This is a genomic window from Streptomyces sp. NPDC088746 (genome assembly GCF_044751065.1).
Taxonomy (GTDB): Bacteria; Actinomycetota; Actinomycetes; order Streptomycetales; family Streptomycetaceae; genus Streptomyces.
The window spans coordinates 373747-397145 of the sequence record NZ_JBIVLA010000004.1 but is presented as its reverse complement, the minus strand read 5'-3'; the positions used below and the strand labels follow the sequence as shown (position 1 = coordinate 397145).

24 protein-coding genes are annotated in these 23399 nt (G+C 71.7%); 13 read left to right on the top strand and 11 right to left on the bottom strand.

Annotated elements, in window-relative coordinates; translation table 11 throughout:
- Positions 1-59 precede the first annotated feature (59 nt).
- The 3 genes from ACIP63_RS20745 to ACIP63_RS20735 are packed head-to-tail and all read left to right on the top strand — an operon-like array spanning position 60 to position 3461.
- On the top strand, positions 60-767 hold the full coding sequence (locus tag ACIP63_RS20745) for a succinate dehydrogenase (RefSeq protein ID WP_401517501.1): 708 nt from the start codon (positions 60-62) through the stop codon (positions 765-767).
- 1 nt (position 768) lies between these two features.
- Complete coding sequence (locus ACIP63_RS20740; protein WP_401517499.1) at positions 769-2718, top strand: fumarate reductase/succinate dehydrogenase flavoprotein subunit; 1950 nt, start codon at positions 769-771, stop codon at positions 2716-2718.
- A complete protein-coding gene (locus ACIP63_RS20735) occupies positions 2715-3461 on the top strand; it encodes a succinate dehydrogenase/fumarate reductase iron-sulfur subunit (protein WP_399233701.1) in 747 nt (248 codons plus the stop codon). Before ACIP63_RS20740 ends, ACIP63_RS20735 begins: the two co-directional genes overlap by 4 nt.
- Positions 3462-3570: 109 nt before the next feature.
- Here ACIP63_RS20735 and ACIP63_RS20730 read toward each other — a convergent pair whose 3' ends face one another.
- Positions 3571-5997: an ABC transporter gene (locus ACIP63_RS20730; RefSeq protein ID WP_401518280.1), complete on the bottom strand. Its 2427-nt coding sequence runs from the start codon at positions 5995-5997 to the stop codon at positions 3571-3573.
- A 99-nt stretch (positions 5998-6096) separates the two neighbouring features.
- Positions 6097-6288 (bottom strand): DUF6381 family protein, encoded by a 192-nt coding sequence (locus tag ACIP63_RS20725; RefSeq protein WP_104782993.1) that lies wholly within the window; start codon positions 6286-6288, stop codon positions 6097-6099.
- Positions 6289-6493: 205 nt separating this feature from the next.
- Between ACIP63_RS20725 and ACIP63_RS20720 the strand changes: the two genes are divergently transcribed.
- The gene (locus tag ACIP63_RS20720) at positions 6494-6820 is read left to right on the top strand and encodes a plasmid stabilization protein (RefSeq protein ID WP_401517496.1); all 327 of its coding nucleotides are present in this window, start codon (positions 6494-6496) and stop codon (positions 6818-6820) included.
- Between the two features lie 61 nt (positions 6821-6881).
- Complete coding sequence (locus ACIP63_RS20715) at positions 6882-7370, top strand: hypothetical protein (RefSeq protein WP_401517495.1); 489 nt, start codon at positions 6882-6884, stop codon at positions 7368-7370.
- Between the two features lie 52 nt (positions 7371-7422).
- Here ACIP63_RS20715 and ACIP63_RS20710 read toward each other — a convergent pair whose 3' ends face one another.
- The gene (locus ACIP63_RS20710; protein WP_277330539.1) at positions 7423-7638 is read right to left on the bottom strand and encodes a dodecin; all 216 of its coding nucleotides are present in this window, start codon (positions 7636-7638) and stop codon (positions 7423-7425) included.
- 203 nt (positions 7639-7841) lie between these two features.
- Here ACIP63_RS20710 and ACIP63_RS20705 point away from each other — a divergent pair, with 203 nt between their 5' ends.
- The 3 genes from ACIP63_RS20705 to ACIP63_RS20695 all read left to right on the top strand — a co-directional run bounded on the left by ACIP63_RS20705 (position 7842) and on the right by ACIP63_RS20695 (position 10950).
- Positions 7842-9095 (top strand): extracellular solute-binding protein, encoded by a 1254-nt coding sequence (locus tag ACIP63_RS20705; protein WP_401517493.1) that lies wholly within the window; start codon positions 7842-7844, stop codon positions 9093-9095.
- Between the two features lie 185 nt (positions 9096-9280).
- Positions 9281-10114 (top strand): GNAT family N-acetyltransferase, encoded by an 834-nt coding sequence (locus ACIP63_RS20700; protein ID WP_401517491.1) that lies wholly within the window; start codon positions 9281-9283, stop codon positions 10112-10114.
- Positions 10111-10950, top strand: a complete 840-nt coding sequence (locus ACIP63_RS20695) for a lysophospholipid acyltransferase family protein (protein ID WP_401517489.1) — start codon at positions 10111-10113, stop codon at positions 10948-10950. The genes ACIP63_RS20700 and ACIP63_RS20695 overlap by 4 nt, the downstream gene beginning before the upstream one ends.
- On the opposite strand, the gene egtD is transcribed toward ACIP63_RS20695, so the two are convergent.
- The 4 genes from egtD to egtA are packed head-to-tail and all read right to left on the bottom strand — an operon-like array spanning position 10893 to position 15242.
- Entirely contained in the window at positions 10893-11855 is a 963-nt protein-coding gene (gene egtD, locus ACIP63_RS20690; RefSeq protein ID WP_401517488.1) for an L-histidine N(alpha)-methyltransferase, read from the bottom strand. The two genes, ACIP63_RS20695 and egtD, sit on opposite strands and share 58 nt — an antisense overlap.
- Positions 11852-12607, bottom strand: a complete 756-nt coding sequence (egtC, locus tag ACIP63_RS20685) for an ergothioneine biosynthesis protein EgtC (RefSeq protein ID WP_401517486.1) — start codon at positions 12605-12607, stop codon at positions 11852-11854. The genes egtD and egtC overlap by 4 nt, the downstream gene beginning before the upstream one ends.
- Entirely contained in the window at positions 12607-13947 is a 1341-nt protein-coding gene (egtB, locus tag ACIP63_RS20680) for an ergothioneine biosynthesis protein EgtB (RefSeq protein ID WP_401517484.1), read from the bottom strand. Before egtB ends, egtC begins: the two co-directional genes overlap by 1 nt.
- Complete coding sequence (gene egtA / locus ACIP63_RS20675) at positions 13944-15242, bottom strand: ergothioneine biosynthesis glutamate--cysteine ligase EgtA (protein WP_401517482.1); 1299 nt, start codon at positions 15240-15242, stop codon at positions 13944-13946. The genes egtB and egtA overlap by 4 nt, the downstream gene beginning before the upstream one ends.
- 147 nt (positions 15243-15389) lie before the next feature.
- Between egtA and ACIP63_RS20670 the strand changes: the two genes are divergently transcribed.
- A complete protein-coding gene (locus ACIP63_RS20670; RefSeq protein WP_401517480.1) occupies positions 15390-16226 on the top strand; it encodes a TIGR02452 family protein in 837 nt (278 codons plus the stop codon).
- On the opposite strand, the gene ACIP63_RS20665 is transcribed toward ACIP63_RS20670, so the two are convergent.
- The gene (locus tag ACIP63_RS20665) at positions 16211-16678 is read right to left on the bottom strand and encodes a type II toxin-antitoxin system PemK/MazF family toxin (RefSeq protein ID WP_401517479.1); all 468 of its coding nucleotides are present in this window, start codon (positions 16676-16678) and stop codon (positions 16211-16213) included. The genes ACIP63_RS20670 and ACIP63_RS20665 overlap by 16 nt on opposite strands.
- Before the next feature lie 71 nt (positions 16679-16749).
- On the opposite strand from ACIP63_RS20665, the gene ACIP63_RS20660 reads away from it, so the two are divergent.
- From ACIP63_RS20660 to ACIP63_RS20650, 3 genes are all read left to right on the top strand, one after another.
- A complete protein-coding gene (locus tag ACIP63_RS20660) occupies positions 16750-17865 on the top strand; it encodes a glycosyl hydrolase family 18 protein (RefSeq protein ID WP_401517477.1) in 1116 nt (371 codons plus the stop codon).
- 63 nt (positions 17866-17928) lie between these two features.
- Positions 17929-18957 (top strand): LacI family DNA-binding transcriptional regulator, encoded by a 1029-nt coding sequence (locus ACIP63_RS20655; RefSeq protein WP_401517475.1) that lies wholly within the window; start codon positions 17929-17931, stop codon positions 18955-18957.
- Between the two features lie 62 nt (positions 18958-19019).
- Complete coding sequence (locus tag ACIP63_RS20650) at positions 19020-19385, top strand: hypothetical protein (protein ID WP_401517473.1); 366 nt, start codon at positions 19020-19022, stop codon at positions 19383-19385.
- 77 nt (positions 19386-19462) lie between these two features.
- On the opposite strand, the gene trxA is transcribed toward ACIP63_RS20650, so the two are convergent.
- Complete coding sequence (gene trxA / locus ACIP63_RS20645) at positions 19463-19852, bottom strand: thioredoxin (protein ID WP_401517472.1); 390 nt, start codon at positions 19850-19852, stop codon at positions 19463-19465.
- Between the two features lie 115 nt (positions 19853-19967).
- Between trxA and ACIP63_RS20640 the strand changes: the two genes are divergently transcribed.
- Positions 19968-21413: a dihydrolipoyl dehydrogenase family protein gene (locus tag ACIP63_RS20640; protein WP_401517471.1), complete on the top strand. Its 1446-nt coding sequence runs from the start codon at positions 19968-19970 to the stop codon at positions 21411-21413.
- Positions 21414-21482: 69 nt separating this feature from the next.
- On the opposite strand, the gene ACIP63_RS20635 is transcribed toward ACIP63_RS20640, so the two are convergent.
- Both ACIP63_RS20635 and ACIP63_RS20630 read right to left on the bottom strand, forming a co-directional pair.
- Positions 21483-21878, bottom strand: coding sequence for a YciI family protein (locus tag ACIP63_RS20635; RefSeq protein ID WP_401517469.1), 396 nt, complete (start codon positions 21876-21878; stop codon positions 21483-21485).
- 242 nt (positions 21879-22120) lie between these two features.
- Positions 22121-23314, bottom strand: a complete 1194-nt coding sequence (locus ACIP63_RS20630; protein WP_401517468.1) for an Ig-like domain-containing protein — start codon at positions 23312-23314, stop codon at positions 22121-22123.
- Positions 23315-23399 lie beyond the last annotated feature (85 nt).

Sequence of the window (23399 nt, the reverse complement as noted above, 5' to 3'; positions counted from 1 at the left end):
GGAGATGAGTCATTTCATGTCTTGGACTGATGATGGCCTTCGGCTCTAGCGTCGTGTCCATGGCATTGGCAACGCGGACGGACCGACGGCCGTCCATGACGCGTACGCTCTGGGACTCGTCCGTCGGCAAGAAGACGATCATGGCTGTGAGTGGCCTGATCATGCTCGGTTACCTGGCGGTCCACATGCTGGGCAACCTGAAGATCTTCTTCGGATCCGGCGAGTTCAATCACTACGCGCACTGGCTCCGGACCCTCGGCGAGCCCTTCCTGCACTACGAGTGGGCGCTGTGGATCATCCGCGTGGTCCTCGTCGCGGCCGTCGTCCTGCACGCCGTCTCCGCCTACCAGCTGAGCCGTCGTGACCTCAGGGCGCGCCCGACGGCGTACGTCCACAAGAAGGCGCGTGCGAGCTATGCGACGCGCACCATGCGCTACGGCGGCATCATCCTCGCGCTGTTCATCGTCTGGCACATCCTGGACCTCACGACCGGCACCGTGCACACCAACGGATTCCAGGCCGGGCGCCCCTACCAGAACGTGCTCGACACCTTCTCGACCTGGTACGGCAACGTCATCTACATCGTCGCCGTGCTCGCGCTGGGCCTGCACGTCCAGCACGGTTTCTGGAGTGCGGCGCAGACCCTCGGCGTGGGCAGCGCGACCCGGGACCGCGTCTGCAAGACCCTCGCCAATGTCCTCGCAGTGGTGCTGACGGCCGGCTTCGTCTCCGTGCCCGTCGCCGTGATGACCGGAGTGGTGAGCTGACATGAGCGACTACACGAACTACCGCACCGGCGACCCCGTCGTCGACGCCAAGGCGCCCGGAGGCCCCGTCGCCGAGCGCTGGGACACCCGCCGCTTCCAGGCGAAGCTCGTCAACCCGGCCAACCGCCGCAAGCACACCGTCATCGTCGTCGGCACCGGCCTGGCAGGCGGATCGGCCGGCGCCACCCTCGCCGAACAGGGCTACCACGTCGTCCAGTTCTGCTTCCAGGACTCGCCCCGGCGTGCCCACTCCGTCGCCGCCCAGGGCGGGATCAACGCGGCCAAGAACTACCGCAACGACGGCGACTCGGTGCACCGGCTCTTCTACGACACCGTCAAGGGCGGCGACTTCCGGGCCCGCGAGTCCAACGTCCACCGCCTGGCCGAGATCTCGGTCGAGATCATCGACCAGTGCGTCGCCCAGGGCGTCCCCTTCGCCCGCGAGTACGGCGGTCTCCTCGACAACCGCTCGTTCGGCGGCGTCCAGGTCTCCCGCACCTTCTACGCCCGCGGGCAGACGGGGCAGCAGCTCCTCCTCGGCGCGTACCAGGCGCTCTCCCGGCAGATCGCCGCCGGCAACGTCGAACTCCACTCCCGCACCGAGATGCTCGACCTGATCGTCGTCGACGGCAAGGCCCGAGGCATCGTGGCGCGCGACCTCGTCACCGGGAAGATCGACACGTACTTCGCCGACGCGGTCGTCCTGGCGAGCGGTGGCTACGGCAACGTCTTCTACCTGTCGACCAACGCCATGAACAGCAACGCCACCGCGATCTGGCGCGCCCACCGGCGCGGCGCCTATTTCGCGAACCCCTGCTTCACCCAGATCCACCCCACCTGCATCCCGCGCACCGGCGACCACCAGTCGAAGCTGACCCTGATGAGCGAGTCGCTGCGCAACGACGGACGCATCTGGGTCCCGAAGGCCAAGGGCGACGACCGCCCCGCGAACCAGATCCCCGAGGACGAGCGGGACTACTACCTGGAGCGCATCTACCCCGCCTTCGGCAACCTCGTGCCCCGCGACATCGCCTCCCGCGCCGCGAAGAACGTCTGCGACGAGGGCCGTGGTGTCGGCCCCGGCGGCCAGGGCGTCTACCTCGACTTCGCCGAGGCCATCGCGCGGATGGGCCGGAAGAAGGTCGAGGAGAAGTACGGCAACCTCTTCGACATGTACGCGCGGATCACCGCCGAGAACCCGTACGAGACGCCGATGCGCATCTACCCCGCCGTCCACTACACGATGGGCGGCCTCTGGGTCGACTACGACCTGCAGACCACGATCCCCGGCCTCTTCGCCATCGGTGAGGCCAACTTCTCCGACCACGGTGCCAACCGCCTCGGCGCCTCCGCGCTGATGCAGGGCCTCGCCGACGGTTACTTCGTGCTGCCGTCGACCATCAACGACTACCTGGCCCGCAATCCGCACAGTGAGGAGATCGACGCCGGCCACCCGGCCGTCACCGAGGCCGTCGCCGAGACCGAGGACCGGCTCAACCTGCTGCTCGCGGTCGACGGGGACCGCACCCCGGACTCCTTCCACCGGGAGATCGGCGAGCTCATGTGGGAGTTCTGCGGGATGGCCCGCACCGAGGAGGGGCTCCGCAAGGCCCTCGACCGGATCCCGCAGATCCGCGAGGAGTTCTGGCGCCGCATCAAGGTGCCCGGCACCGGCGAACAGTTCAACCAGTCGCTGGAGAAGGCCAACCGCGTCGTCGACTACCTGGAGCTCGCCGAACTCATGTGCCTCGACGCCCTGCACCGCGCCGAATCCTGCGGAGGCCACTTCCGCGAGGAGTCGCAGACCCCGGACGGCGAAGCCGCCCGCCGGGACGAGGAGTTCTCCTACGCCGCGGCCTGGGAGTTCAGCGCCACCGGCGACGCCCCCGTCCTGCACAAGGAAGACCTCGTCTTCGAGTACGTCCACCCCACTCAGCGGAGCTACGCATGAAGCTCACCCTGCGCGTCTGGCGCCAGCAGAACGCCGAGGCGCCCGGCGCCATGGCCACCTACGAAGTCGACGGCATCTCGCAGGACATGTCGTTCCTGGAGATGCTCGACACCCTCAACGAGGAACTCATCCTCGGCGGGGACGAGCCCGTCGCCTTCGACCACGACTGCCGCGAAGGCATCTGCGGCGCGTGCAGCCTCGTCATCAACGGCGACGCCCACGGACCGGAGCGGACCACCACCTGCCAGCTCCACATGCGGTCCTTCCACGACGGCGACACGATCGACATCGAGCCGTGGCGGGCCTCGGCCTTCCCCGTCGTCAAGGACCTCGTCGTCGACCGCTCGTCCTTCGACCGGATCATCCAGGCAGGCGGATACATCTCCGCGCCCACCGGAACGGCGCCCGACGCGCACGCCACCCCGGTGCCCAAGCCGGACGCCGACTCCGCCTTCGAGCACGCCGAGTGCATCGGCTGCGGCGCCTGCGTCGCGGCCTGCCCGAACGGCTCGGCGATGCTCTTCACCTCCGCCAAGGTCAACCACCTCAACGTGCTCCCGCAGGGCGCGCCCGAGCGGGAGACCCGGGTGCTCGACATGGTCGCCACCATGGACGACGAGGGCTTCGGCGGCTGCACCCTCACCGGAGAGTGCGCGACGGCCTGCCCCAAGGGCATCCCGCTGCCGTCGATCACCGCGATGAACAAGGAGTGGCTGCGCGCCAACCGCAAGGTGCGCCGCTGATCCTGCCCCCGCCGCAAGGAGCCGGACCGCCCGCCGCGGGGAGCCGGACCGTCCGCCGCGGGAAGCGGCCCGTCTGCCGCGGGGGAGCCGGCCCGGCCGCCGCGGGGAGTCAGCCCGTCCGCAGCGCCTTCGCCAGGTAAGCGGCCGTACGGCTCCCCGCGGCCCGGGCCACCTCCCGCGGCGTCCCCGTGGCGACGATCCGGCCGCCACGGTCCCCGCCGCCGGGCCCCAGGTCGATCACCCGGTCCGCACCGGCCACCACCGCCATGTCGTGCTCCACGACCACCACGGTGTTCCCCGCGTCCACCAGCCCGTGCAACTGCCGCATCAGCACCTCGACATCGGCCGGGTGCAGCCCTGTCGTTGGCTCGTCCAGCAGATAGAGCGTGTGCCCCCGCCGGGCACGCTGGAGCTCCGTGGCGAGCTTGATCCGCTGAGCCTCACCGCCCGACAGCTCCGTCGCCGGCTGGCCGAGCCGCAGATAGCCGAGCCCCACGTCGAGCAGCGCCCGCAGGCTGCGCTCGGCCGCCGGTGTCCCGGCGAGGAACTCCGCCGCCGCCTCCACCGTCAGATCCAGCACCTCGGCGATCGTGCGTCCGCGCAGAGTCACCTCCAGCGTCCGCTGGTTGTAGCGCGCGCCGTGACAGTCCGGGCAGGGAGCGTACGTACTGGGCAGGAAGAGCAGCTCGACCGAGACGAACCCCTCGCCCTGGCAGGTCTCGCACCGCCCGCCCGCCACATTGAACGAGAACCGGCCCGCCCGGTACTTCCGCTCCCGCGCGGTCTCCGTCTCCGCGAACAGTTTCCGCACGACGTCGAACAGCCCGGTGTACGTGGCCAGGTTGGACCGGGGCGTACGGCCGATGGGCCGCTGGTCCACCTGCACGAGCCGGTCCACCGCGTCCAGGCCCTCCGCCGACGCGCAGCCCCGCGCCACCGGCGCGGCCGGGTCCTCCGAGGCCTCGGCCGGCCGCCGGTCGGCGAGCGCCCCGGCCAGGACCTGGCCGACGAGGGTCGACTTGCCCGACCCCGACACCCCGGTGACCGCCGTCAGCACACCCAGGGAGAACGAGGCGTCGACGCCGCGCACGTTGTGCAGGTCCACCCCGCGCAGCGTGATCCATCCCGAGGGTGTCCGCGGCTCGCGCTCCGGCGCCGGGTCCTCGTCGAAGAGGAACCGCCGGGTCGCGGACCCGGCCACCCCGGCGAGGTCCGCCGGAGGCCCGCTGTGCAGGACCCGGCCTCCGTGCTCGCCAGCCAGCGGCCCCACGTCCACCAGCCAGTCGGCCTGCCGCACCACATCCATCTGGTGCTCCACCACGAACACCGAGTTCCCCGCCTGCTTGAGCCTGCCGAGTACACCCAGCAGCGCCTCCGTGTCGGCCGGGTGGAGCCCCGCCGACGGCTCGTCCAGCACATAGACGACGCCGAAGAGCCCCGAGCGCAGCTGCGTGGCCAGCCTCAGCCGCTGCAGCTCGCCCGACGACAGGGTCGGGGCCGTACGGTCGAGACTGAGGTAGCCGAGCCCCAGCTCGGTGACCGGTCCGATCCTGGCCAGCAGATCAGCCGTCAGCACCCGCGCCGTGTCACTGCCGCCGCCCGCCTCCAGCAGCACTTCGGTGAGGGCGGTCAGGGGGAGCGCGACGAGCTCGGCGATGGTGCGGCCGGCGAACGTGACCGCCATGGCCTCCGGCCGCAGCCGGCTGCCCCCGCACACCGGACACGGCGTGCTCGCCAGGAAGCGTTCCGCCTTCGCCCGCAGCGTCCGGCTCCTGGAGTCCGCGAACGTGTGCATCACATAGCGACGCGCGCTCATGTACGTGCCCTGGTACGGGCGCTGGATGCGGCCGGCGTCGCGCACCGGATGGACCGTCACCACCGGCTGCTCGTCGGTGAAGAGGATCCATTCGCGGTCCGCCGGGTCCAGCTCCCGCCACGGCCGCTCGATGTCGTAGCCCAGGGCGTCCAGCACATCGCGCAGATTCTTGCCCTGCCAGGCCCCCGGCCAGGCCGCGATCGCGCCGTCGCGGATCGACAACGACGGGTCCGGGACGAGCAGTTCCTCCGTGGTGCGGTGGATGCGCCCCAGGCCGTGGCACTCGGGGCACGCCCCGGCCGCCGTGTTCGGGGAGAAGGAGTCCGAGTCGAGCCGTTCGGCGCCGGGCGGATGGTCACCGGCGCGCGAGAAGAGCATGCGCAGGGAGTTGGAGAGCGTGGTGACCGTACCCACCGAGGAACGCGACCCGGGTGCGGACCGGCGCTGCTCCAGGGACACTGCGGGCGGCAGACCGGTGATCTCACCCACGTCCGGTGCCCCGACCTGGTGGATCAGCCGGCGGGCGTACGGGGCGACGGACTCGAAATACCGGCGCTGGGCCTCCGCGTAGATCGTCCCGAACGCCAGGGAGGACTTGCCCGAGCCCGAGACGCCGGTGAAGACCGCGAGGGTGTCGCGCGGGATGTCGACGTCCACGTCGCGGAGGTTGTGTTCACGCGCGCCGCGTACCCGGACGTACGGATCATGGGGGGTGGACATCGGCGGTGCGGCTCCGTGGGGGATCGGTGGGGCGGTCATGCTTCTGCCGGTGATCCTCCCGCACGCGGACGGACCACCGGCAGCGCGGGGTGCCGGCCCTTACACCATCGGGTCCATGCCGCGGTCCGTCATCGAGCTCTCCTGCTCGCTCTGCTCCCGCAGGCGGCGGGCCTTGTCCTGGAGCCGCTGCCGCTGCTCCGGATCGGTGGCACGTTCCGCGGCCTCGTTCAGTTCCTGCGCCTTGGCACGCAGCTGCTTGGCACGGCCGCCGGACTCACCTGCAACGCTCATGATCACTCCTGGATCTGTGGGGGAGCGGACCCCACCAGCGAAGCAGCGCCCGGCCCCGCCTGCATCTCGAGCGGCCACGCTCCGCCACGCACGCGGGCCGTCCGGTGCCCCGTTCGGACCTCTCGCCCGGCAGGCATAGGGGCGACGGTGTGGGGTAGTGGGTGCGGCGGGTCACCACCGTCGTCCGACAGTGAGGAGAGGTGCCATGCCCGCAGGATCCAGTTCCAAGCGCGAACGTCAGTACGAGCACATCAAGGAAGGTGCCGAGGAGCGCGGCACGTCCACGAAGCGCGCCAAGGAGATCGCGGCGCGCACGGTCAACAAGGAGCGCGCCCGCTCGGGGGAGTCCCGGACCGCGAGCCGGACGTCCCTCAAGGACCCCAAATCCGCCTCCGAGCGCGGTGGGCAGCGCTCGCACAGCGGGGCGCAGGGGCCGACGAAGGACCAACTGTACGAGGAGGCGAAGAAGCGCAACGTCGAGGGCCGCTCCTCGATGACCAAGGAGCAGCTGCGCAAGGCCCTGGGGCGCTGAGGGCCGGCCCCTCCCCGGGGCAACCGCCGCCCGTCCGCGGGCGGCTTCTAAGGTGGGCGTCGTGAGTGACGACACCCGGCCGCTGGCCGTATTCGACCTTGACGGCACGCTCGCGGACAGCGGCCACCGGCAGCACTTCCTCGAGGGGCCGCGGCGTGACTGGGACGGGTTCTTCTCGGCGGCACCCCACGACCCCCCGCTGGCGGAGGGCGTGAGCCTGGCGCTGGCGAGCGCCGAGGAGTGCGAGGTCGTCTATCTGACCGGGCGGCCCGAGAAGTGCCGCAGGGACACGCTGGCGTGGCTGGAGCGGCACGGGCTGCCGAAGGGCAGCGTCCATATGCGCGGCAACGCCGACCGGCGGCCGGCCCGCCGTACCAAGCTGGAGATCCTGGAACGGCTGGGTCGGCAACGTGAGGTGCGCGTCCTCGTCGACGACGACGAGCTGGTGTGCGACGCCGCCGAGCGGGCGGGGTTCACGGTCGTACGTGCCCGGTGGGCCGTCGCGCCGCCGTCGATGAAGGACGCGCAGGAGCGCGAAGGGCGTACCTGACCCCGACCGGCCACGGGAGCCCGGTCAGGCGTACCGGGTCAGGCGTACCGGGTCAGGCGTTCTCGTCAAGGCGGAAACCGACCTTGAGCCCGACCTGGTAGTGGGCGATGCGGCCGTCCTCGATATGGCCGCGGACCTGCGTCATCTCGAACCAGTCGAGATTGTGCAACGTTTCGGAGGCTCTTGCGACGCCGTTCCGGATCGCCGCGTCGAGACCCTCCTCAGAGGTTCCTACGATCTCGGTGACCCGGTAGGTGTGATTAGACATCTAATGTCTCCTTTCGTGGTTCCACGGTGCCTCACTCCGGGTCGGAGCGCGAGGCATCCGCCCGGCGATCCGCGCCGGGACGGGGCTTGACCTGCCCATTGGTCCATACCAAACTCCGGTCCATACACCCGTGCGAGCGCCGCCCGCAGTCCCCCCACCCGGGTCCTGTCATTCGTCGTGCCGTTTCGCAGAAGGTGACCCCCGTGAAGATCCGCATACTGGCCGGAGCCCTCGCGCTCGTTTCCTCCGTCGCCCTGAGCGCCTGCGGCTACCTTCCCGGTACGGGCGCCGACAGCAGCACCGTGACGGTGTGGCTGATGAAGGGCAGCGCCTCCCAGAGCTTCCTGGACAGTTTCAAGGAGTCGTACGAGGCCGAGCACCCCTCGGTCGAACTGGAGTTCATCCTCCAGGAGTGGGGCGGCATCGGCCCCAAGGTCCTGAAGGCGCTCGAGGGCGACGACGCGCCGGACGTCATCGAGGTCGGCAACACCCAGGTCGCCCAGTACGCGGAGAGCGGTGAACTGCGCGATCTCACCCTGGAATCCATGCGCGACCTGGGCGGCGAGGACTGGCTGCCGGGACTCGCCGAACCGGGCAAGGTCAACGGCGGACAGTACGGAATCCCCTGGTACGCGGCCAACCGCGTCGTGATCTACAACAAGGATCTCTTCGCGCAGGCGGGGATCACCGAACTCCCCAGGACGCGCGAGGAGTGGGTGGACGTCAGCGAGCGGCTGGACACGGGCGGCCGGCAGGGCATCTACCTCGCCGGACAGAACTGGTACGTACTCGCCGGCTTCATCTGGGACGAGGGCGGCGAACTGGCGGACGACCGCGGGGGCGACTGGGAGGGCACACTCCACTCACCCGCCGCCCTGCGGGGCATGGACTTCTACAAGACGCTTCAGGCGCTCGGCGACGGGCCCAAGGACGCCGACGAGCAGACGCCTCCGGAGACCGATGTGTTCGCCGAGGGCGACGTCGCCCAGATCATCTCCGTGCCCGGAAGCGCCGCACTCATCGAGCAGCGGAACCTCGAACTCAAGGGGAAGCTCGGCTACTTCCCCATCCCCGGCAAGAGTGCCGAGAAGCCGGGCGCGGTCTTCACCGGGGGCTCCGACCTGATCGTGCCCGAAGGCGCCGACCAGCGGAGCGAGGGCATCGAGGTGGTCAAGGCACTCGCGGGGGAGCAGTGGCAGACCGAGCTCGCCCGGGCCATGAGCTACGTGCCGAACAAGCCCGCGCTGGCGAGTGTCGTCGAAGGCCAGGAAGGGACCTCCGCGATGGCGGAGGGCGCCACCGAGGGCCGCGCCACCCCCAATTCGCCCTACTGGCCGGCCGTCGAGGCGGACAACCCGATCAAGCCGTACATGACGGCCGTGCTGGAGGGCGGCGACCCGGCGGAAGAGGCGAAGAAGGCGTCCGAGAGCATCACGTCCAAGCTGATCACCGGCTGACGGGGACCAGAAGGGCCGCCCAGCGGTGCGGCCCGCCCGCGAGCCGGGGATTCAGCCGTCGCACATCCCCTCGCTCCGCAGCGGTCATGTCGAATCCAGCCGGCCACGGAAGAAGTAGGGGGCCGGGCCGTCGCACTCCCGCGGCAGCCGCAGGCCGCCCCGCTGATCCGTCCCCGGAGACCGCCATGACCGTCCTGCCGCTCACCTCCCCCGCCTCCGCGCCCCTCACCTCCTCCACCCCCGCCGGCGTACCCGCGCCACGTCCGGCCGTCGCCGGTGCTCCCTCGGGGTACCGCGTCTCCCTGGCCACCGGCGAGGACGACGTACGGGCCGCCCAGCGCCTGCGCCACCTCGTGTTCGCCGGAGAGCTGGGCGCCCTGCTCGACAGCGCCGAACCCGGCCTGGACAGCGACGCCTTCGACGCCTACTGCGACCACCTGCTGGTGCGCGAGACGGCCACCGGTGAGGTGGTCGCCACCTACCGGCTGCTGCCGCCCGAGGGGGCCAGGCTCGCGGGCGGCCTCTACGCCGAGAGCGAGTTCGACCTGGCCCGCCTCGGCCCGATCCGCGACGACCTCGTCGAGGTGGGGAGGTCCTGTGTCCACCCCGCCCACCGGGACGGTGCCGTGATCGCTCTCATCTGGGCCGGTCTCGCCCGCTACATGGAGCGCACCGGCCACACCTGGCTGGCCGGCTGCTGCTCCGTACCTCTCGCCGACGGAGGGGCACTGGCCGCCAGGAGCTGGGACACCGTACGGACCCACCACCTGGCTCCCGAGGAGTACTGGGTCACCCCCCACCGCCTCTGGGACACCACGGGCCACCCCGGCGGCGGCGCGGGCGGCCGCGCCGGACTGCCTCCGCTGCTGCGCGGCTATCTGCGCCTCGGCGCCTGGGTGTGCGGAGCGCCGGCCCACGACCCGGACTTCGATGTCGCGGACCTCTACGTCCTGCTCTCGATGCGCCGTACCGACCCGCGCTACCTGCGGCACTTCCTCTCGCTGGCCCCGCTGCGATGAGTGCCTGGCTGCCCGTCGCCCCCTGCACCCCGCGCGACTGCGCACACCACGAGGGCGCTAGGCGTCCGCCCGTGCTCGCCGTCACCCTGCTGCTCGCCGGGTGTGCCCTCACCCTGCTGGGGGTGCTCTGCGTGCCGGCGGTGCTGCTCCTGGGACCGGGTAACCGCGACCGGCTGATCCGCCGGTGGGCCTACGCGGTGGTGCGGGCCTTCGGCGTACGCGTACGGGTCACCGGGCACCCGGTGGGACGCGCCCGGCCGCCGGCGGGCGAGCTCGTGGTCGCCAACCACGTCTCGTGGCTGGACATTCCGCTCGTGGCCGCCGTGCTTCCCGCCCGGATGGTCGCCAAGAGCGAGATACGGAACTGGCCGCTGCTCGGACCGCTCGCCACGCTCGGCGGCACCCTGTTCATCGAGCGGGACCGGCTGCGGACCCTCCCGCACGCCGTGCGGGCCGTCGCCGGGGCGCTGGCCGCCGGCTCGCGGGTCGCGGTGTTCCCGCAGGGCAGCACCTGGTGCGGCCGGAGCGGCGGCGGCCGGTTCCGGCCCGCCGCCTTCCAGGCGGCGATCGACGCCGGCTCCACCGTCCGCCCGGTCCGCATCAGCTACCGGACGGCGACGACGAACGCGGCGGGAGCCGCCGCGTTCGTCGGGGACGACCCGCTCGCCGCGTCGCTGTGGCGAGTGGTGACGGCGGTGGGGCTCACCGCCGAGATCCGGATCCTGCCGCCGCTGCGCGCGGACGGTGCACCCGGCCGGCGGGCCCTGGCGCGGGCGGCTCAGTCCGCCGTGGCCAGCGACAGCGCGAACCTGCCGGCGGAGTCCGTCCACCACTGATCCAGCCGCAGGCCCGCCGCGGCCAGCTCGTCCCGCACCTTCTCCTCACGGAACTTCGCCGAGATCTCCGTGCGCAGTTCCTCGCCCTCCTCGAACTGCACCACGAGGTCCAGCTCCCGGATCTTGACCGTCAGCGCCCGGCGGGCCCGCAGCCGCATCTCGATCCACTCGTGGTCCGGGTCCCAGAGGGCCACATGAGCGAAGTCGTCGGGCGGGAAGTCCGCTCCCAGCTCACGGTTGACCACAGCCAGCACGTTCTTGTTGAACGCCGCCGTCACCCCGGCCGCGTCGTCGTACGCCGCGACGAGGGTCGCCTCGTCCTTGACCAGGTCCGTACCGAGCAGCAGCCCGTCCCCGGGGGCGAGCCGCGCCCGTACGGACCGGAGGAACTCCGCGCGCTCCGCCGGGAGCAGATTGCCGAGCGTCCCGCCGAGGAACACGACCAGCCGGGGGCCGGGGCTCTCCGGCAGCTCCAGGTCATGGGTGAAGTCGGCGACGAGCGCGTGCACGGACAGCCCGGGACGTTCGGCCAGCAGCGCTTCCGCCGCACCCGCCAGCGCGCTCTCGCTGACATCGACCGGCACATACGTGTGCAGCGCCGGCAGCACGTCCAGCAGGTGCCGCGTCTTCTCCGAGGAGCCCGACCCCAGCTCGATCAGGGTCCGCGCCCCGGACGCCGCGGCGATCTCACCGGCACGGGCGATCAGGATCTCCCGCTCCGCACGTGTCGGGTAGTACTCGTCCAGCCGGGTGATCTCCTCGAACAGGTCACTGCCGTGCGCGTCGTAGAACCACTTCGGCGGCAGCGTCTTCGGTTGCCGGGTCAGACCGCTCAGCACATCGGCGCGCAGCGCCGCGTCCGTCGCGTCCGCAGGCAGGGTGCGGGTCAGCAGGAAGGGACTCACGCGGTGGGCTCCTTGAGCGGGGTCAGAAGGACATCGGTGCGCGTCGCGGCCAGCAGGGTGCGGTCCGGGACCTCGCGCCAGTACGGATCGTCGTCGTACGGCTCGGAGGCCACCACCGTGCGGCGGCCCGGTTCGTGGAGATACCAGAGGGAGTCGCCCCAGGTGGTCCCGACGACGGTGGAACCGTCGGTGACCAGCAGATTGAGGCGTGAGCCCGGGGCGGCCGCGCCGACATCGCGGACCGTGTCGGCGACCGCCTGGGCTATCTCGTCACCCTGCGCCACCCGGTGGAGCACCAGGGCCCAGATCAGCGCCGAGTCGCTCCGCGCCGCAAGGGCGAGCAGCCTCTCGGGGGGCAGGTCCCCGGCCAGTGGCGCCAGGGAGCCCGGCCAGCCCCTCACCGCACCGTTGTGGCTGAACAGCAGGCGTCCCTCGGCGAAGGGAGCCGCGGCGGCCTCCCCGTCCGCGCCGGCGAACGTCGCGTCACGGACCGCGGCGAGCAGCGCCGTGCTGCGCACCACGCGGGCCAGATCGGCGAAGGTCTCGTCGCCCCAGACGGGCCCGGTGCGGCGGTAGCGGCCGGGCACGGGATCGCCCTCCGCGTACCAGCCGACCCCGAACCCGTCGGCGTTGACCGTGCCGTACCGCTGACGGCGTGGCTCCCAGGACTGGCGCACGAGCCCGTGAGCAGGGGAGACGAGGACTTCTCCCAGTGCCACAGGCGGTCCCAGATATGCGATATGACGGCACATCAGGCATCCCTCGCCGTGCGGAAGCCGGAGAAGATCTGGCGCCGGACAGGGAGGTCCCAGTTGCGGAACGTGCCCCGGCACGCCACCGGGTCCACGGCGAACGAGCCGCCGCGCAGCACCTTGTGACCGGGGCCGAAGAACACCTCGGAGTACTCGCGGTACGGGAACGCGACGAAGCCCGGGTAGGGCAGGAAGTCGCTCGACGTCCACTCCCACACATCCCCGATCAGCTGGCCCGCCCCCGACGGGGCCCGGCCGGCCGCGTAGGCGCCGGCCGCGGCGGGACGGAGATGGCGCTGGCCCAGATTGGCCCGCTCGGGTGTCGGGTCCTCGTCGCCCCAGGGGTAGCGCAGCGAACGCCCCGAGACGGGGTCGTGCCGGGCGGCCTTCTCCCACTCCGGCTCGGTCGGCAGGCGACGGCCCGCCCAGCGGGCGTACGCGTCCGCCTCGTACCAGCTGACGTGGAGCACCGGCTCGTCCGCCCGCACGGGCTCGGTCACGCCGAAGCGCCGGCGCAGCCACTGGCCCGCGTCCCGGTGCCAGAACAGAGGCGCGGTCAGGCCGTGTTCGCGGACCATCGCCCAGCCCTCGGGGGCCCACCAGCGCTCGTCGGTGTAGCCGCCGTCCTCGATGAAGCGCCGGTAGGCGCCGCAGGTGACCGGCGCGGTGTCGATGTGGAAGGCGGCCACCTCGCGCCGGTGCGCCGGGCGTTCGTTGTCCAGCGCCCAGGGCTCGGTGGAGGTCCCCATCGTGAAGGGGCCCCCGGGGACCAGGACCTCGGACGGCAGTGTGACGGCGCCGTCGGCTCCCGGAGGCTCCGGCGCGTCGAGCACCGCCGGCCCCGAGCGCAGCTGATGGGTGATCAGCATCGTCTCGTCGTGCTGCTGCTCGTGCTGGGCGACCATGCCGAAGGCGAACCCCGCCTGCTCCAGCGGGCGTCCCCCTCCGTGCAGCGGAGCGCCGCCGAGGATGTCCAGGGCCCTGCCCCGCACGTCCGCGGCGTACGTCCGTGCCTCCGCCGGCGCCAGCAGGGGCAGGGAGGGCCGGCTGGCCCTGGAGTGCTCGAAGGCGTCGTACAGCCCGTCGATCTCGGGGCGGATCGCCTCCCGGCCGCCCACGGCCCGGAGCAGCCACAGCTCCTCCTGGTTCCCGATGTGTGCCAGGTCCCAGACCAGGGGTGACATCAAGGGGGAGTGCTGCGCGGTGAGCTCGTGGTCGTCGACGCTGTCGGTGAGGAGAGCGGTGCGCTCACGGGCGGTGAGGAGCGCCGCCAGGGCCCGCTCGCGCAGCGCCTCCGCGTCGAATTCCTGGCCGGTGTGCGGAGCAGAGGTGTCGGTCATCGGACCAAGCCCTTTCCGTGCGGCGCCTGTGCCGGGTCGGGGAAATCGTCGGCCGGACATCGGCCCCGGGCCACATAGCGGTCGTGGAAGGCGGCGACCGTCCCGAGGACGTGGTCACTCGCCCCGATCCTGGGCAGCGCCTCCAGCGCCGCCGTGAAGCAGGCCGCGGCCGCCACCGCCAGCTCCGGATCCCTCAGCCCGTCACGGGCGGCGGCTGTCCAGAGCGGGTTGCGGGGCGCGGCCGGCAGGCCCGCGGTCTCGGCCAGAGGTTTCACGGTGCGGTACACGGTCTCTGCTGCCTCCGGGTCGTCGAAGAGAGCGGTGGTGACGGCCAGGGGCACGAGCCAGCCGTCGGTGCCGGACTGGGCGTCGATCATGCGCAGCTCCAGGTGCCCGCGAGGGCGCACCGGCGGGAACAGCGTGGTGAGGTGATAGTCGAGATCGGCCCGCACGGGCGGCCTCGGCCCACCGCCGCGGATCCAGTCCCGGAACGTCAGACCGTGGGGCACGGCCCAGGGGCCGTCGTCGCTCCGGACACACATCACCGGTGTGGCGAGCACATGCTCGGCCCAGGCGTCCCGGGGCGCGAGACGGCTCTGCGGCGCGAGCGTCCTGGCCGGATCGAGGCCGGCCCACAGCGCCTGCCGGGTCGACTGCCAGCCGGTGCGCCGGCCCTGCCGGAACGGCGAATTGGCGAAGGCCGCGACCAGCACCGCGCCCAGCAGGTTCCCGAGCTGCCAGCGCCGCCCGTAACCCAGTGGGCCCGGCTCCTCCTCACCGGCGTCCAGGCAGACCTGGACGGACGCCGAGGTGCACATCATGGCGCGGCCCTCGGGACCCGACCGGTCGAGGGCGGCTTCCATGGCGTCGTACCGTGGCTCCCGCAGCAGACGGCGCGGCGGGTGCCAGGGGTCCACGCCCATGCCGGCCAAGGCCAGCCCGGCCCGGCCGAGGGTGTCGCGTACGGAGACCAGATCGGCGGCTGTGGCGTCGACGCAGGCCATCAGGGACCCCGCCGGCTGGGAGCTGAGCTCCAGCTGACCGCCGGGTTCGAAGGTGAGGGCAGCGTCCAGCGGGGTCGCGCGCACGGCGTCGGCCGCGGCGCGGAGGCGGTCGTGGGGGACGGCGACCTCGGGATGTTCACGGTCGTGGATGAGCCATTCCAGCTCCACACCGACCGTCCGGGGCGGTCCCGTCTTGAAGCATATGCCGCGGAGCAGATCCTCCGCTTCTTCCTCGCCGAGCGGCGCCGCGCCGACGGGCGGGCCGTGCTGGCCGAGAGTGTCCGGGGGCATGCTGGGCCTCCTCTTCGGGTGCTTGCTTCCCACCCAAACCCTTACCGGGAGTTCGCACAAGGGTGCCCCTGTGCGCCGGAAAACAGGTTGCGTCCATGCCGCCACGGAGCCCAGCATGCCCCGTATGCACCACACGGGGGCGCGCCCATGAGCGCACGACTGCGCGGCATCGCGCGAGAGACCGAGTCCATCGTCCTGGCCGGCCGGTACCGCACGCCGGAGGGGCGCGAGGTGACGATCGGGCGCGCCCTGGCCACCGCGCTCTCCGGCACCCGGCTGTACGGGCCCGAGCCCGTCCACGTGGCCGCCCTGGACACCGACCGCAGTCCGGTCGTCGAGGTGACCGGCGAGACGAGCCTGCAGGCGGCACGCCGGATGACGGAAGAGTCGGCGGCCAAGGTGGTGGTCCTGAACTACGCCTCCGCCCGCAACCCCGGCGGCGGCTATCTGAACGGCGCGCAGGCCCAGGAGGAGTCCCTGTGCCGGGGCTCCGCGCTCCACGCCACGCTGCTGCGGGCCCCCGAGTTCTACGCGCACCACCGCGCCGAACGCAGCGCCTTCTACACCGACCGGGTCATCCACTCACCCGGCGTGCCGGTCTTCCGCGACGACCGGGGAAGGCTCCTGGAAATTCCGTACGCCGCCGGGTTCCTCACCTCGCCCGCGCCCAACGCCGGAGTGATCCGCAGCAGGGACCCCGACCTGGTCCCCCGGATACCCGCCGCGCTGGCGAGCCGCGCCGAACGCGTGCTCGAGGTCGCCGCCGTCCGCGGGTACCGACGGCTGGTCCTGGGCGCGTGGGGCTGCGGCGTCTTCATGAACGACCCGGCCGAGGTGGCCGCCGCCTTCCGTGCCCTGCTCACCGACGGCGGGCGGTTCGCCGGCCACTTCGAGCAGATCGTGTTCGGCGTCCCGGACCGGGATCCCGACTCCGCCGTCCGGGCGGCCTTCGCCCGTGCGTTCGGCGGTCAGCTCCAGCAGTAGCGCTCCCGCAGCCGCCCCACGACCAGGTCGTACCTTCCCCGGTCCAGCTCACAGGCCTCGCGCCGCATCCCGTCCTCGTGCACCCGCAGGACCCGGTCCAGATCCACCCAGGACGGCCGCCCCGAGCTGTCCCACGGCCCCGCTCCCAGGGAGACCCACTCGTGGTCCCCGTCGTGCTGCTTGCTGGACAGCTGCACGGCGAGGAGCGTCCCCCGCTCCTCCCGGGCCACGACGAGAACCGGCCGGTCCTTGCCGCGCCCGTCGTTCTCCTCGAACGGCACCCAGGTCCAGACGATCTCGCCGGGATCCGGATCACCGTCGCGATCGGGGGCGTACGAGGTGCGGACGGGCCCCGCATCGCGTGGCTCGGCCTCCGTGGTGGCGGCCGGACCGCTGCGGCCCGGGAAGTCGGTCGTGCTGTCGCTGCTGTGGTTGGTGTGCTGGAACGTCATCGCAACACCGTAGAACCTGTACGGCCCACTCCGTGGAGCGGGTCGGCGAAACGGGCCGCAGGCTCGACCTCATGATCACTCCCTTCCTCGTGCGGCTGTCCCGCCGCGTCACGGTCGCCGGACTCCTCGCCGCCACGCTTCTGTCCACGGCTCCTGGCGCCGCGTCAGCCCCGCGCCCGGAGCCGCCCCCTGCCACCGCGTCAGGCCCGTCCGTCCGCCCCTCCGCACCCGCCCCGAGAACCGTGTCGGCGTGGCTGCCCTACTGGGACCAGGAGGGCGCCTACCAGGACGCACTGCGCCACGCCGGCCAACTGCACACCGTCAGCCCGTTCTGGTACGAAGCCATCTCGGCCGGCCGGATCGACCCGCACCCCGGTGCGGGCGAGCGCCGCATCATCGACGGGCTGCACCGGGCCGGGACGAAGGTCGTCCCGACGGTCATGGAGACGATGAAGTCCGGTGCCCTGGCGGCGATCCTCACCAGCCCCGCCCGTCGCACCGAGCACGTCGACGCGCTGATGCGCACCGTCGCCACCCGCGACTACGACGGCCTCGACCTCGACTACGAATCCATCGCCGCCACCGGCGACGCCACCTACGCCTCGGTGCGCGACGGGTTCACCGCCCTGGCCACCGACCTCTGCCGGCGCCTGCACACCCTGGGCAAGCAGTGCGTGATGACGGTCTTCCCGAAAACCGCCACGACCGGCCGTATCTGGGACTACGCGGCCCTCGGGCGTGTCGCCGACCGGATCCGCGTCATGGGCTACAACCTGCACTGGTCGGGCGGTGACCCCGGGCCGCTCGCGGACACCCGCTGGTACGACGACATCCTGACCCGCGCCACCGCCGTCGTGCCGCCCGCGAAGCTGGAGATGGGCCTTCCCGCGTACGGCTGGGACTGGCCCGCGGACAGCGCGAGCACGGCCGCCACCAAGCACGTCACCTGGAAGGAGGCGGAAGCGCTGCGCGCCAGGCAGGGCGCCCCGTACCGGTTCGACGAGGTCTCCGGCACCCCGTACTTCACCTACCGCGACGGCGGCGAGTCCCGCGAGGTCTGGTACCAGGACGCGCGGGGGATCACCGCCCACCTGCCGGTGCTGCGCAAGCACGGCGTGACGAACACGGCGTTGTGGGCGCTCAACTTCGAGGACCCTAAGATCTGGCCGGTCCTCGCCGGCGGCTGACGTCCCGTTACGGAGGCCCGGCCCACCGGCGGGGCGGAGCGGTCTGGAAGACTGCCGGACGCCATGAGCCAGTTATCCGAGCAGCCCGCGGGCGTCTCCGTACCGACCAGCGCCGACGTGGCGCGGCTCGCAGGAGTCTCCCGGGCCACCGTGTCCTACGTACTGAACAACAACACGACCGTGCGGATCAGTGAACCCACCCGGCGCCGGGTCAGGGAGGCCGCCGCCGACCTCGGCTACGTCCCGCACGCGGCGGCGCGGAGCCTTCGCGCCGGACACACCGGCATGGTGCTGCTGCCCGCCGCGCAGGCCTCGGCGGGCCCCCTGTACCAGCGGTTCTTCACCGGGCTCGAGGCCGGCCTGCGCCGCCTCGACTACATCGTCGTGCAGTACGGCAGCGTCGGCCTGGACGCCGACGAGGCGGCCAGGGCGTGGGCGGAGCTGCGCCCGGTCGCCGTCGTGTCGCCCGGGAGCATCGCCCTCACCCCGTACGGCATAGGAGTGCTCAACCGCTCCGGAGCCAAGGCCGTGATCACCCTGGGCCCGCAACCGGTCGAGGGCGCGCACGCCCTCGTCATGGACCAGCGCGAGGTCGGCGGCTGCGCGGTCCGGCATCTGCTCGCGCGCGGACGGCGCAGGATCGGGGTGGTCGTGCCCGAGGAACCCGGCCTCGCCCTGTACGCCGGGCCCCGCCTGGCCGGGGCGGTCCGTGCCGTGGAGGAGTCGGACGCTGACGCCCGCGTCCAGCCGCTGCCCCTGCGGTACGACGAGCAGTCGGCCGAGGACCTCGCAGCCCGTTGGCGCACGCTCGGCCTGGACGCCGTGTTCGCGTACAACGACGAATACGCCATGCTGCTGATGAGAGCGCTCCAGGACGCCGGTGTCGACGTACCCGCGGGGACGGCCGTGATCGGTGCCGACGACCTGATGCTCGGCAGGCTCCTGCGGCCCCGGCTCAGCAGCGTCACCATGGAACTGGCCACCACGCAGCCACCGGCCGAGATGATCGACCGCCTGGTGCGGAACCCGGGCGGCGCACCTGAGCGCCACTATCTGCTGCGGGCGGCAGTGGTGACACGGGAATCCAGCTGACCGGTGCCGCCGGGCGGCGTTGCGACATGCGCGGGTGGCCGGGGATGTCTAGCGTCGACGGCATGAGCCATCCGCAGAACTACGAGATCCTGCTGTTCCCGGAACCGGAGGAGCCCGTCACCGGGGCACCCGCGCCCGGCACCGCCATCCGTTCCGCGGTCGTGGCGGCCACCGGCGAAACCGGGACATCCGGCTATCCCCGCTATGCCGGGGGCGGCATGGAGGCGGACATCGACCCCGCCTCGCACACGGTGGAAGCCCTGCTGGTGGACGGCTCGGAGCTCGACTACGGGCTCTCGGCCAGGATCGCCGAACGCAACCTCGGTACGGAGGAGGCGGAGCCCGAGCAGGCGGGCACGGGGGAAGCGGAGGCGGGACAGGCCGGCACGGGGCAGGCCGGCGCGGAGCAGACCCGGACGGACAGCTGAACCGTCACCGGTGGCCCATGACGAAGGCCCGGCCGTCCGGCCGGGCCCTCTTCACGTCTGCCGCGCATCGACAGGGACTACTGCTGCTCCTGCTGTGCGTGCTGTGCCTGCTTCTGCTCCTCCACGGACTTGCGCACCTCGTCCATGTCCAGGTTGCGCGCCTGGCCGATGACGTCCTCCAGCGCCGACTCCGGCAGCGCCCCGGGCTGAGAGAAGACCGCCACGTTGTCACGGACGATCATCAGCGTGGGAATCGACTGGATCTCGAAGGCGGCCGCCAGCTCCTGCTGCGCCTCCGTGTCGACCTTGGCGAAGACCAGGTCGGGGTGGCGCTCGGACGCCGAGTCGTAGACCGGGGCGAACTGCCGGCACGGACCGCACCAGGAAGCCCAGAAGTCGATCAGCAGGAATTCGTTGTCGCTCACGACCTGATCGAAGTTTTCCTTGGTGAGCTCTACGGTGCTCATACTCTGTTACCTCTTCCTGGGACCGTTCGGACCTGTCCGGCACAACGGTGACGTCACTTGCGCTATTCCGCCTGCCCGTGTGGCCGCCGCGCACACCCGCGAGGACACTGTTCGCATGACTGTTGACGAGGGTGCACGGAACAGCGAATACGACGTCGTGGTCATCGGGGCCGGCCCGGTGGGGGAGAACGTGGCGGACCGCGCCAGAGCGGCCGGACTGAGCACCGCGGTGATCGAGTCCGAGCTGATCGGCGGGGAGTGCTCGTACTGGGCGTGCATGCCCAGCAAGGCACTGCTGCGCCCGGTCGTCGCACGGGCCGACGCGCGCCGCGTACCAGGGCTGAGCGATGCGGTGCGGGGGCCGCTCGACGCGGATGCCGTCCTCGCTCACCGTGACGAGCAGACCTCGCACTGGAAGGACGACGGGCAGGTCGCATGGCTGGACAGCATCGGCGCCGACATCTACCGGGGCATGGGCCGGCTGACAGGGGTACGGCAGGTGTCCGTCACGGCCGCCGACGGGTCCGAGCAGCACCTGACCGCACGGCACGCCGTCGCCGTCTGCACCGGAAGCCGGGCCGTCGTCCCCGCCCTCCCCGGCATCGCGGACGTCCGGCCGTGGACCAGCCGCGAGGCGACCAGCGCCAAGGAGGTCCCGGGCCGGCTCGTCGTCGTGGGCGGGGGAGTGGTCGGGGTGGAGATGGCCACCGTCTGGCAGGGGCTCGGTGCCGAGGTGACGATGCTGATCCGCGGCAAGCGTCTGCTCCCCAAGATGGAACCCTTCGCGGGCGAGCTGGTCGCAGAGGCCCTGACCGACGCCGGCGCGCGGATCCTGACGGGAGTCTCCGCCAAGGAGGTGCGCAGGGCGGGGCACGACGGTCCCGTCACCGTCGAACTCGACAACGGGGAGCGGCTGGAGACCGACGAGATCCTCTTCGCCACCGGCCGGGCCCCGCGCACCGACGACCTCGGCCTCGAGACCGTGGATCTCCGGCCCGGATCCTGGCTCTCCGTCGACGACAGCTGCCTCGTGGAGGGCAGCGACTGGCTGTACGCAGTCGGAGACGTCAACCACCGCGCGCTCCTCACCCACCAGGGCAAGTACCAGGCCCGCATCGCGGGAGCCGCGATCGCGGCCCGCGCGCAGGACACCCCTCTGCTGGAGACGGACCGCTGGGGCGCGCACGCGGCCACGGCCGACCACGCCGCCGTCCCCCAGGTCGTGTTCACGGACCCGGAGGCGGCGTCGGTCGGCCTCACGCTCGCCGAGGCGGAGGAAGCGGGCCACCGGGTCCGCGCCGTCGACTACGACCTGGCCTCGGTCGCCGGTTCCGGCCTGTACGCGCAGGGGTACAAGGGCCGGGCCAGGATGGTCGTCGACCTGGACCGCGAGATCCTCCTCGGCGTCACCTTCGTCGGACCGGGCATCGGTGAACTCCTGCACTCGGCGACCGTCGCCGTCGCCGGAGAGGTGCCGATCGAGCGGCTGTGGCACGCGGTGCCCGCCTATCCGACGATCAGCGAGGTGTGGCTGCGGCTGCTGGAGACGTACCGCGGCTGATACCGACGGCGGCCGGGGGGTTCGCCGTCTCTCGCGAACCGCTCCACACCCCTCGCCTCGCCCGCCGGATCAGGCCTCCGGCGGGCCCTCGGGGATCGGGTGCACCTCGACAGGGTCGCTGCCGGGCTTCCCGCCCGGGCCGGGGCACGCGGACGCCCGTGCGGCGATCTCCAGGGCCCGGTCCTCGCTCTTGACGTCGACCACCCAGTACCCGGCCAGGATGTTCTGTCCCGTCTGGGCCGGTCCATCGGTCACCTGCGGGTGCCCGTCGCTTCCGGCCCTCACCGTCTTGACCAGTGAAGGGCCGCCCAGGCCCTGACCGTCGACCCATTCACCCGCGGAATTGATGTCCTCGTTGAGGGCGTTCATGTGGGCGAACATGGCCTCCATGTCGGCCGGGGAGTGGGACGACATGATGGCGTCCCACTGGGCCGCAGGAACGTTCATCTGGATCATGTACTTCATGCTGCTCACTCCTCTTGGGCGGCTGTGACTCTCTCGGACTCACGAAGAGGTAGACAGCCGGACAGTCCAGAACTCATCGGTGCGCCCCCTGCCTCGAATCTGCGCTCACCTGCTCTCCGTACGGCACGGCAAGGGGGCGGCGGTCCGGCCGACCATGACCGGGACGCCCACAACCCCGGCAGAGAATTCTGCGTCCCCAGGGGCGCAGGAGCCGACTCCGGCCGCGAACCCGGTCACCGGTGTCAACGCAGCGCGCTCTTCGCCCGCCACGCGGCCCACGGCACGTTCCAGTCGCCGAAGCCGTTGCCCGGGGCGACGACACCCTTGGTGTCCTCGCCCTTGACCTCGAACGGGTCGCCGGGCCTGACCTGGGCGTAGAGCCAGGCGGCGTTCGTGTCACTCATGCCGATGCAGCCGGAGCTCTTGTTCGCCTTGCCGAACCACCTGGTGTTCCACTGCGCCGCGTGCGCGTACATGCCGGACCAGGTCAGCCGCATGGAGTTGTCGACCATCTTGTCGTAGGCGTCACCCAGACCGACGGTCTCGGAGTTCATGTTGATCGTGCCCTCCTTGGCGATCAGGACGGCGGTTCCGCGCCATGACCGCTTGTCGCCGCCCGGGGTGCCGCCGGAGACGGGAATGGTCCGGACTGCCCGCCCGGCCCGTTCCAGGGTGAGCTGTTTGCGGTCGAGGTCGACCTTGACGATCTGGCTCTCGCCGATGGTGAAGGCGGTCGAGTAGTCGCGGACGAACCAGCCGCCGTCGCCCGAGTCCGTGCCGTTCAGTTCGGCGCGGAGCGAGACCTTCGTGCCGGGCTTCCAGTACTCCCTGGGGCGCCAGTCGATCCGGTCACGGCCGGACCAGTCCTCCAGCCAGGCCCAGGAGCCCTCGGTGGCATTCGACGTGGTCAGACGCAACTGCCGCTCGACGGCCGCCTTGTCGGTGACCGGATTGTCGAAGACCAGCGAGATCGGCTGGGCGATGCCGACGGTGGCCTTCGTACCCGGCCGCCAGTCGACCTTGTTGACCTTGTCGGCCTCGGCCGTGGCGAACACGGACGTGACGGTGCTCTTCGTGCCGGCCTTCGTGGTCGTCCTCGCGGTGACCGTGTAGGAGGTGCCGGGGGCCGCCTTGCGTTTCGAGACCCACCTCAACCCATCGGCGGCGATCTGCCCGGCGAGCGTGCGGCCTTCGTCATCGGTGACGGCGACCGAAGTGATCCTGCCGCCCCTCGCGGTGACCTCCACCGTGCCGCCTGCCCGTACGCCGTTGCCCTTCGGCGTCACGGTCACCTTTGCGGGGCGGTCCTCCGCAGCGCTGGTGCCACCGCCTTCGGCGTCCTCCGCGGCGGTGCCGGAGCCTGCTCCGGGCGAGCAGGCGGCGAGTGGTGCCAGCAGTGCTGCGAGCGCCACGACGCGCACACGTATATGGCTCAACGGAGCCTCCCTCCATGGTGGTTCGTTGGATGCACGTGACTGTAGGACCAGGAAAGCCCAGGTGAGCGGGGCTGCGGCCATGTGA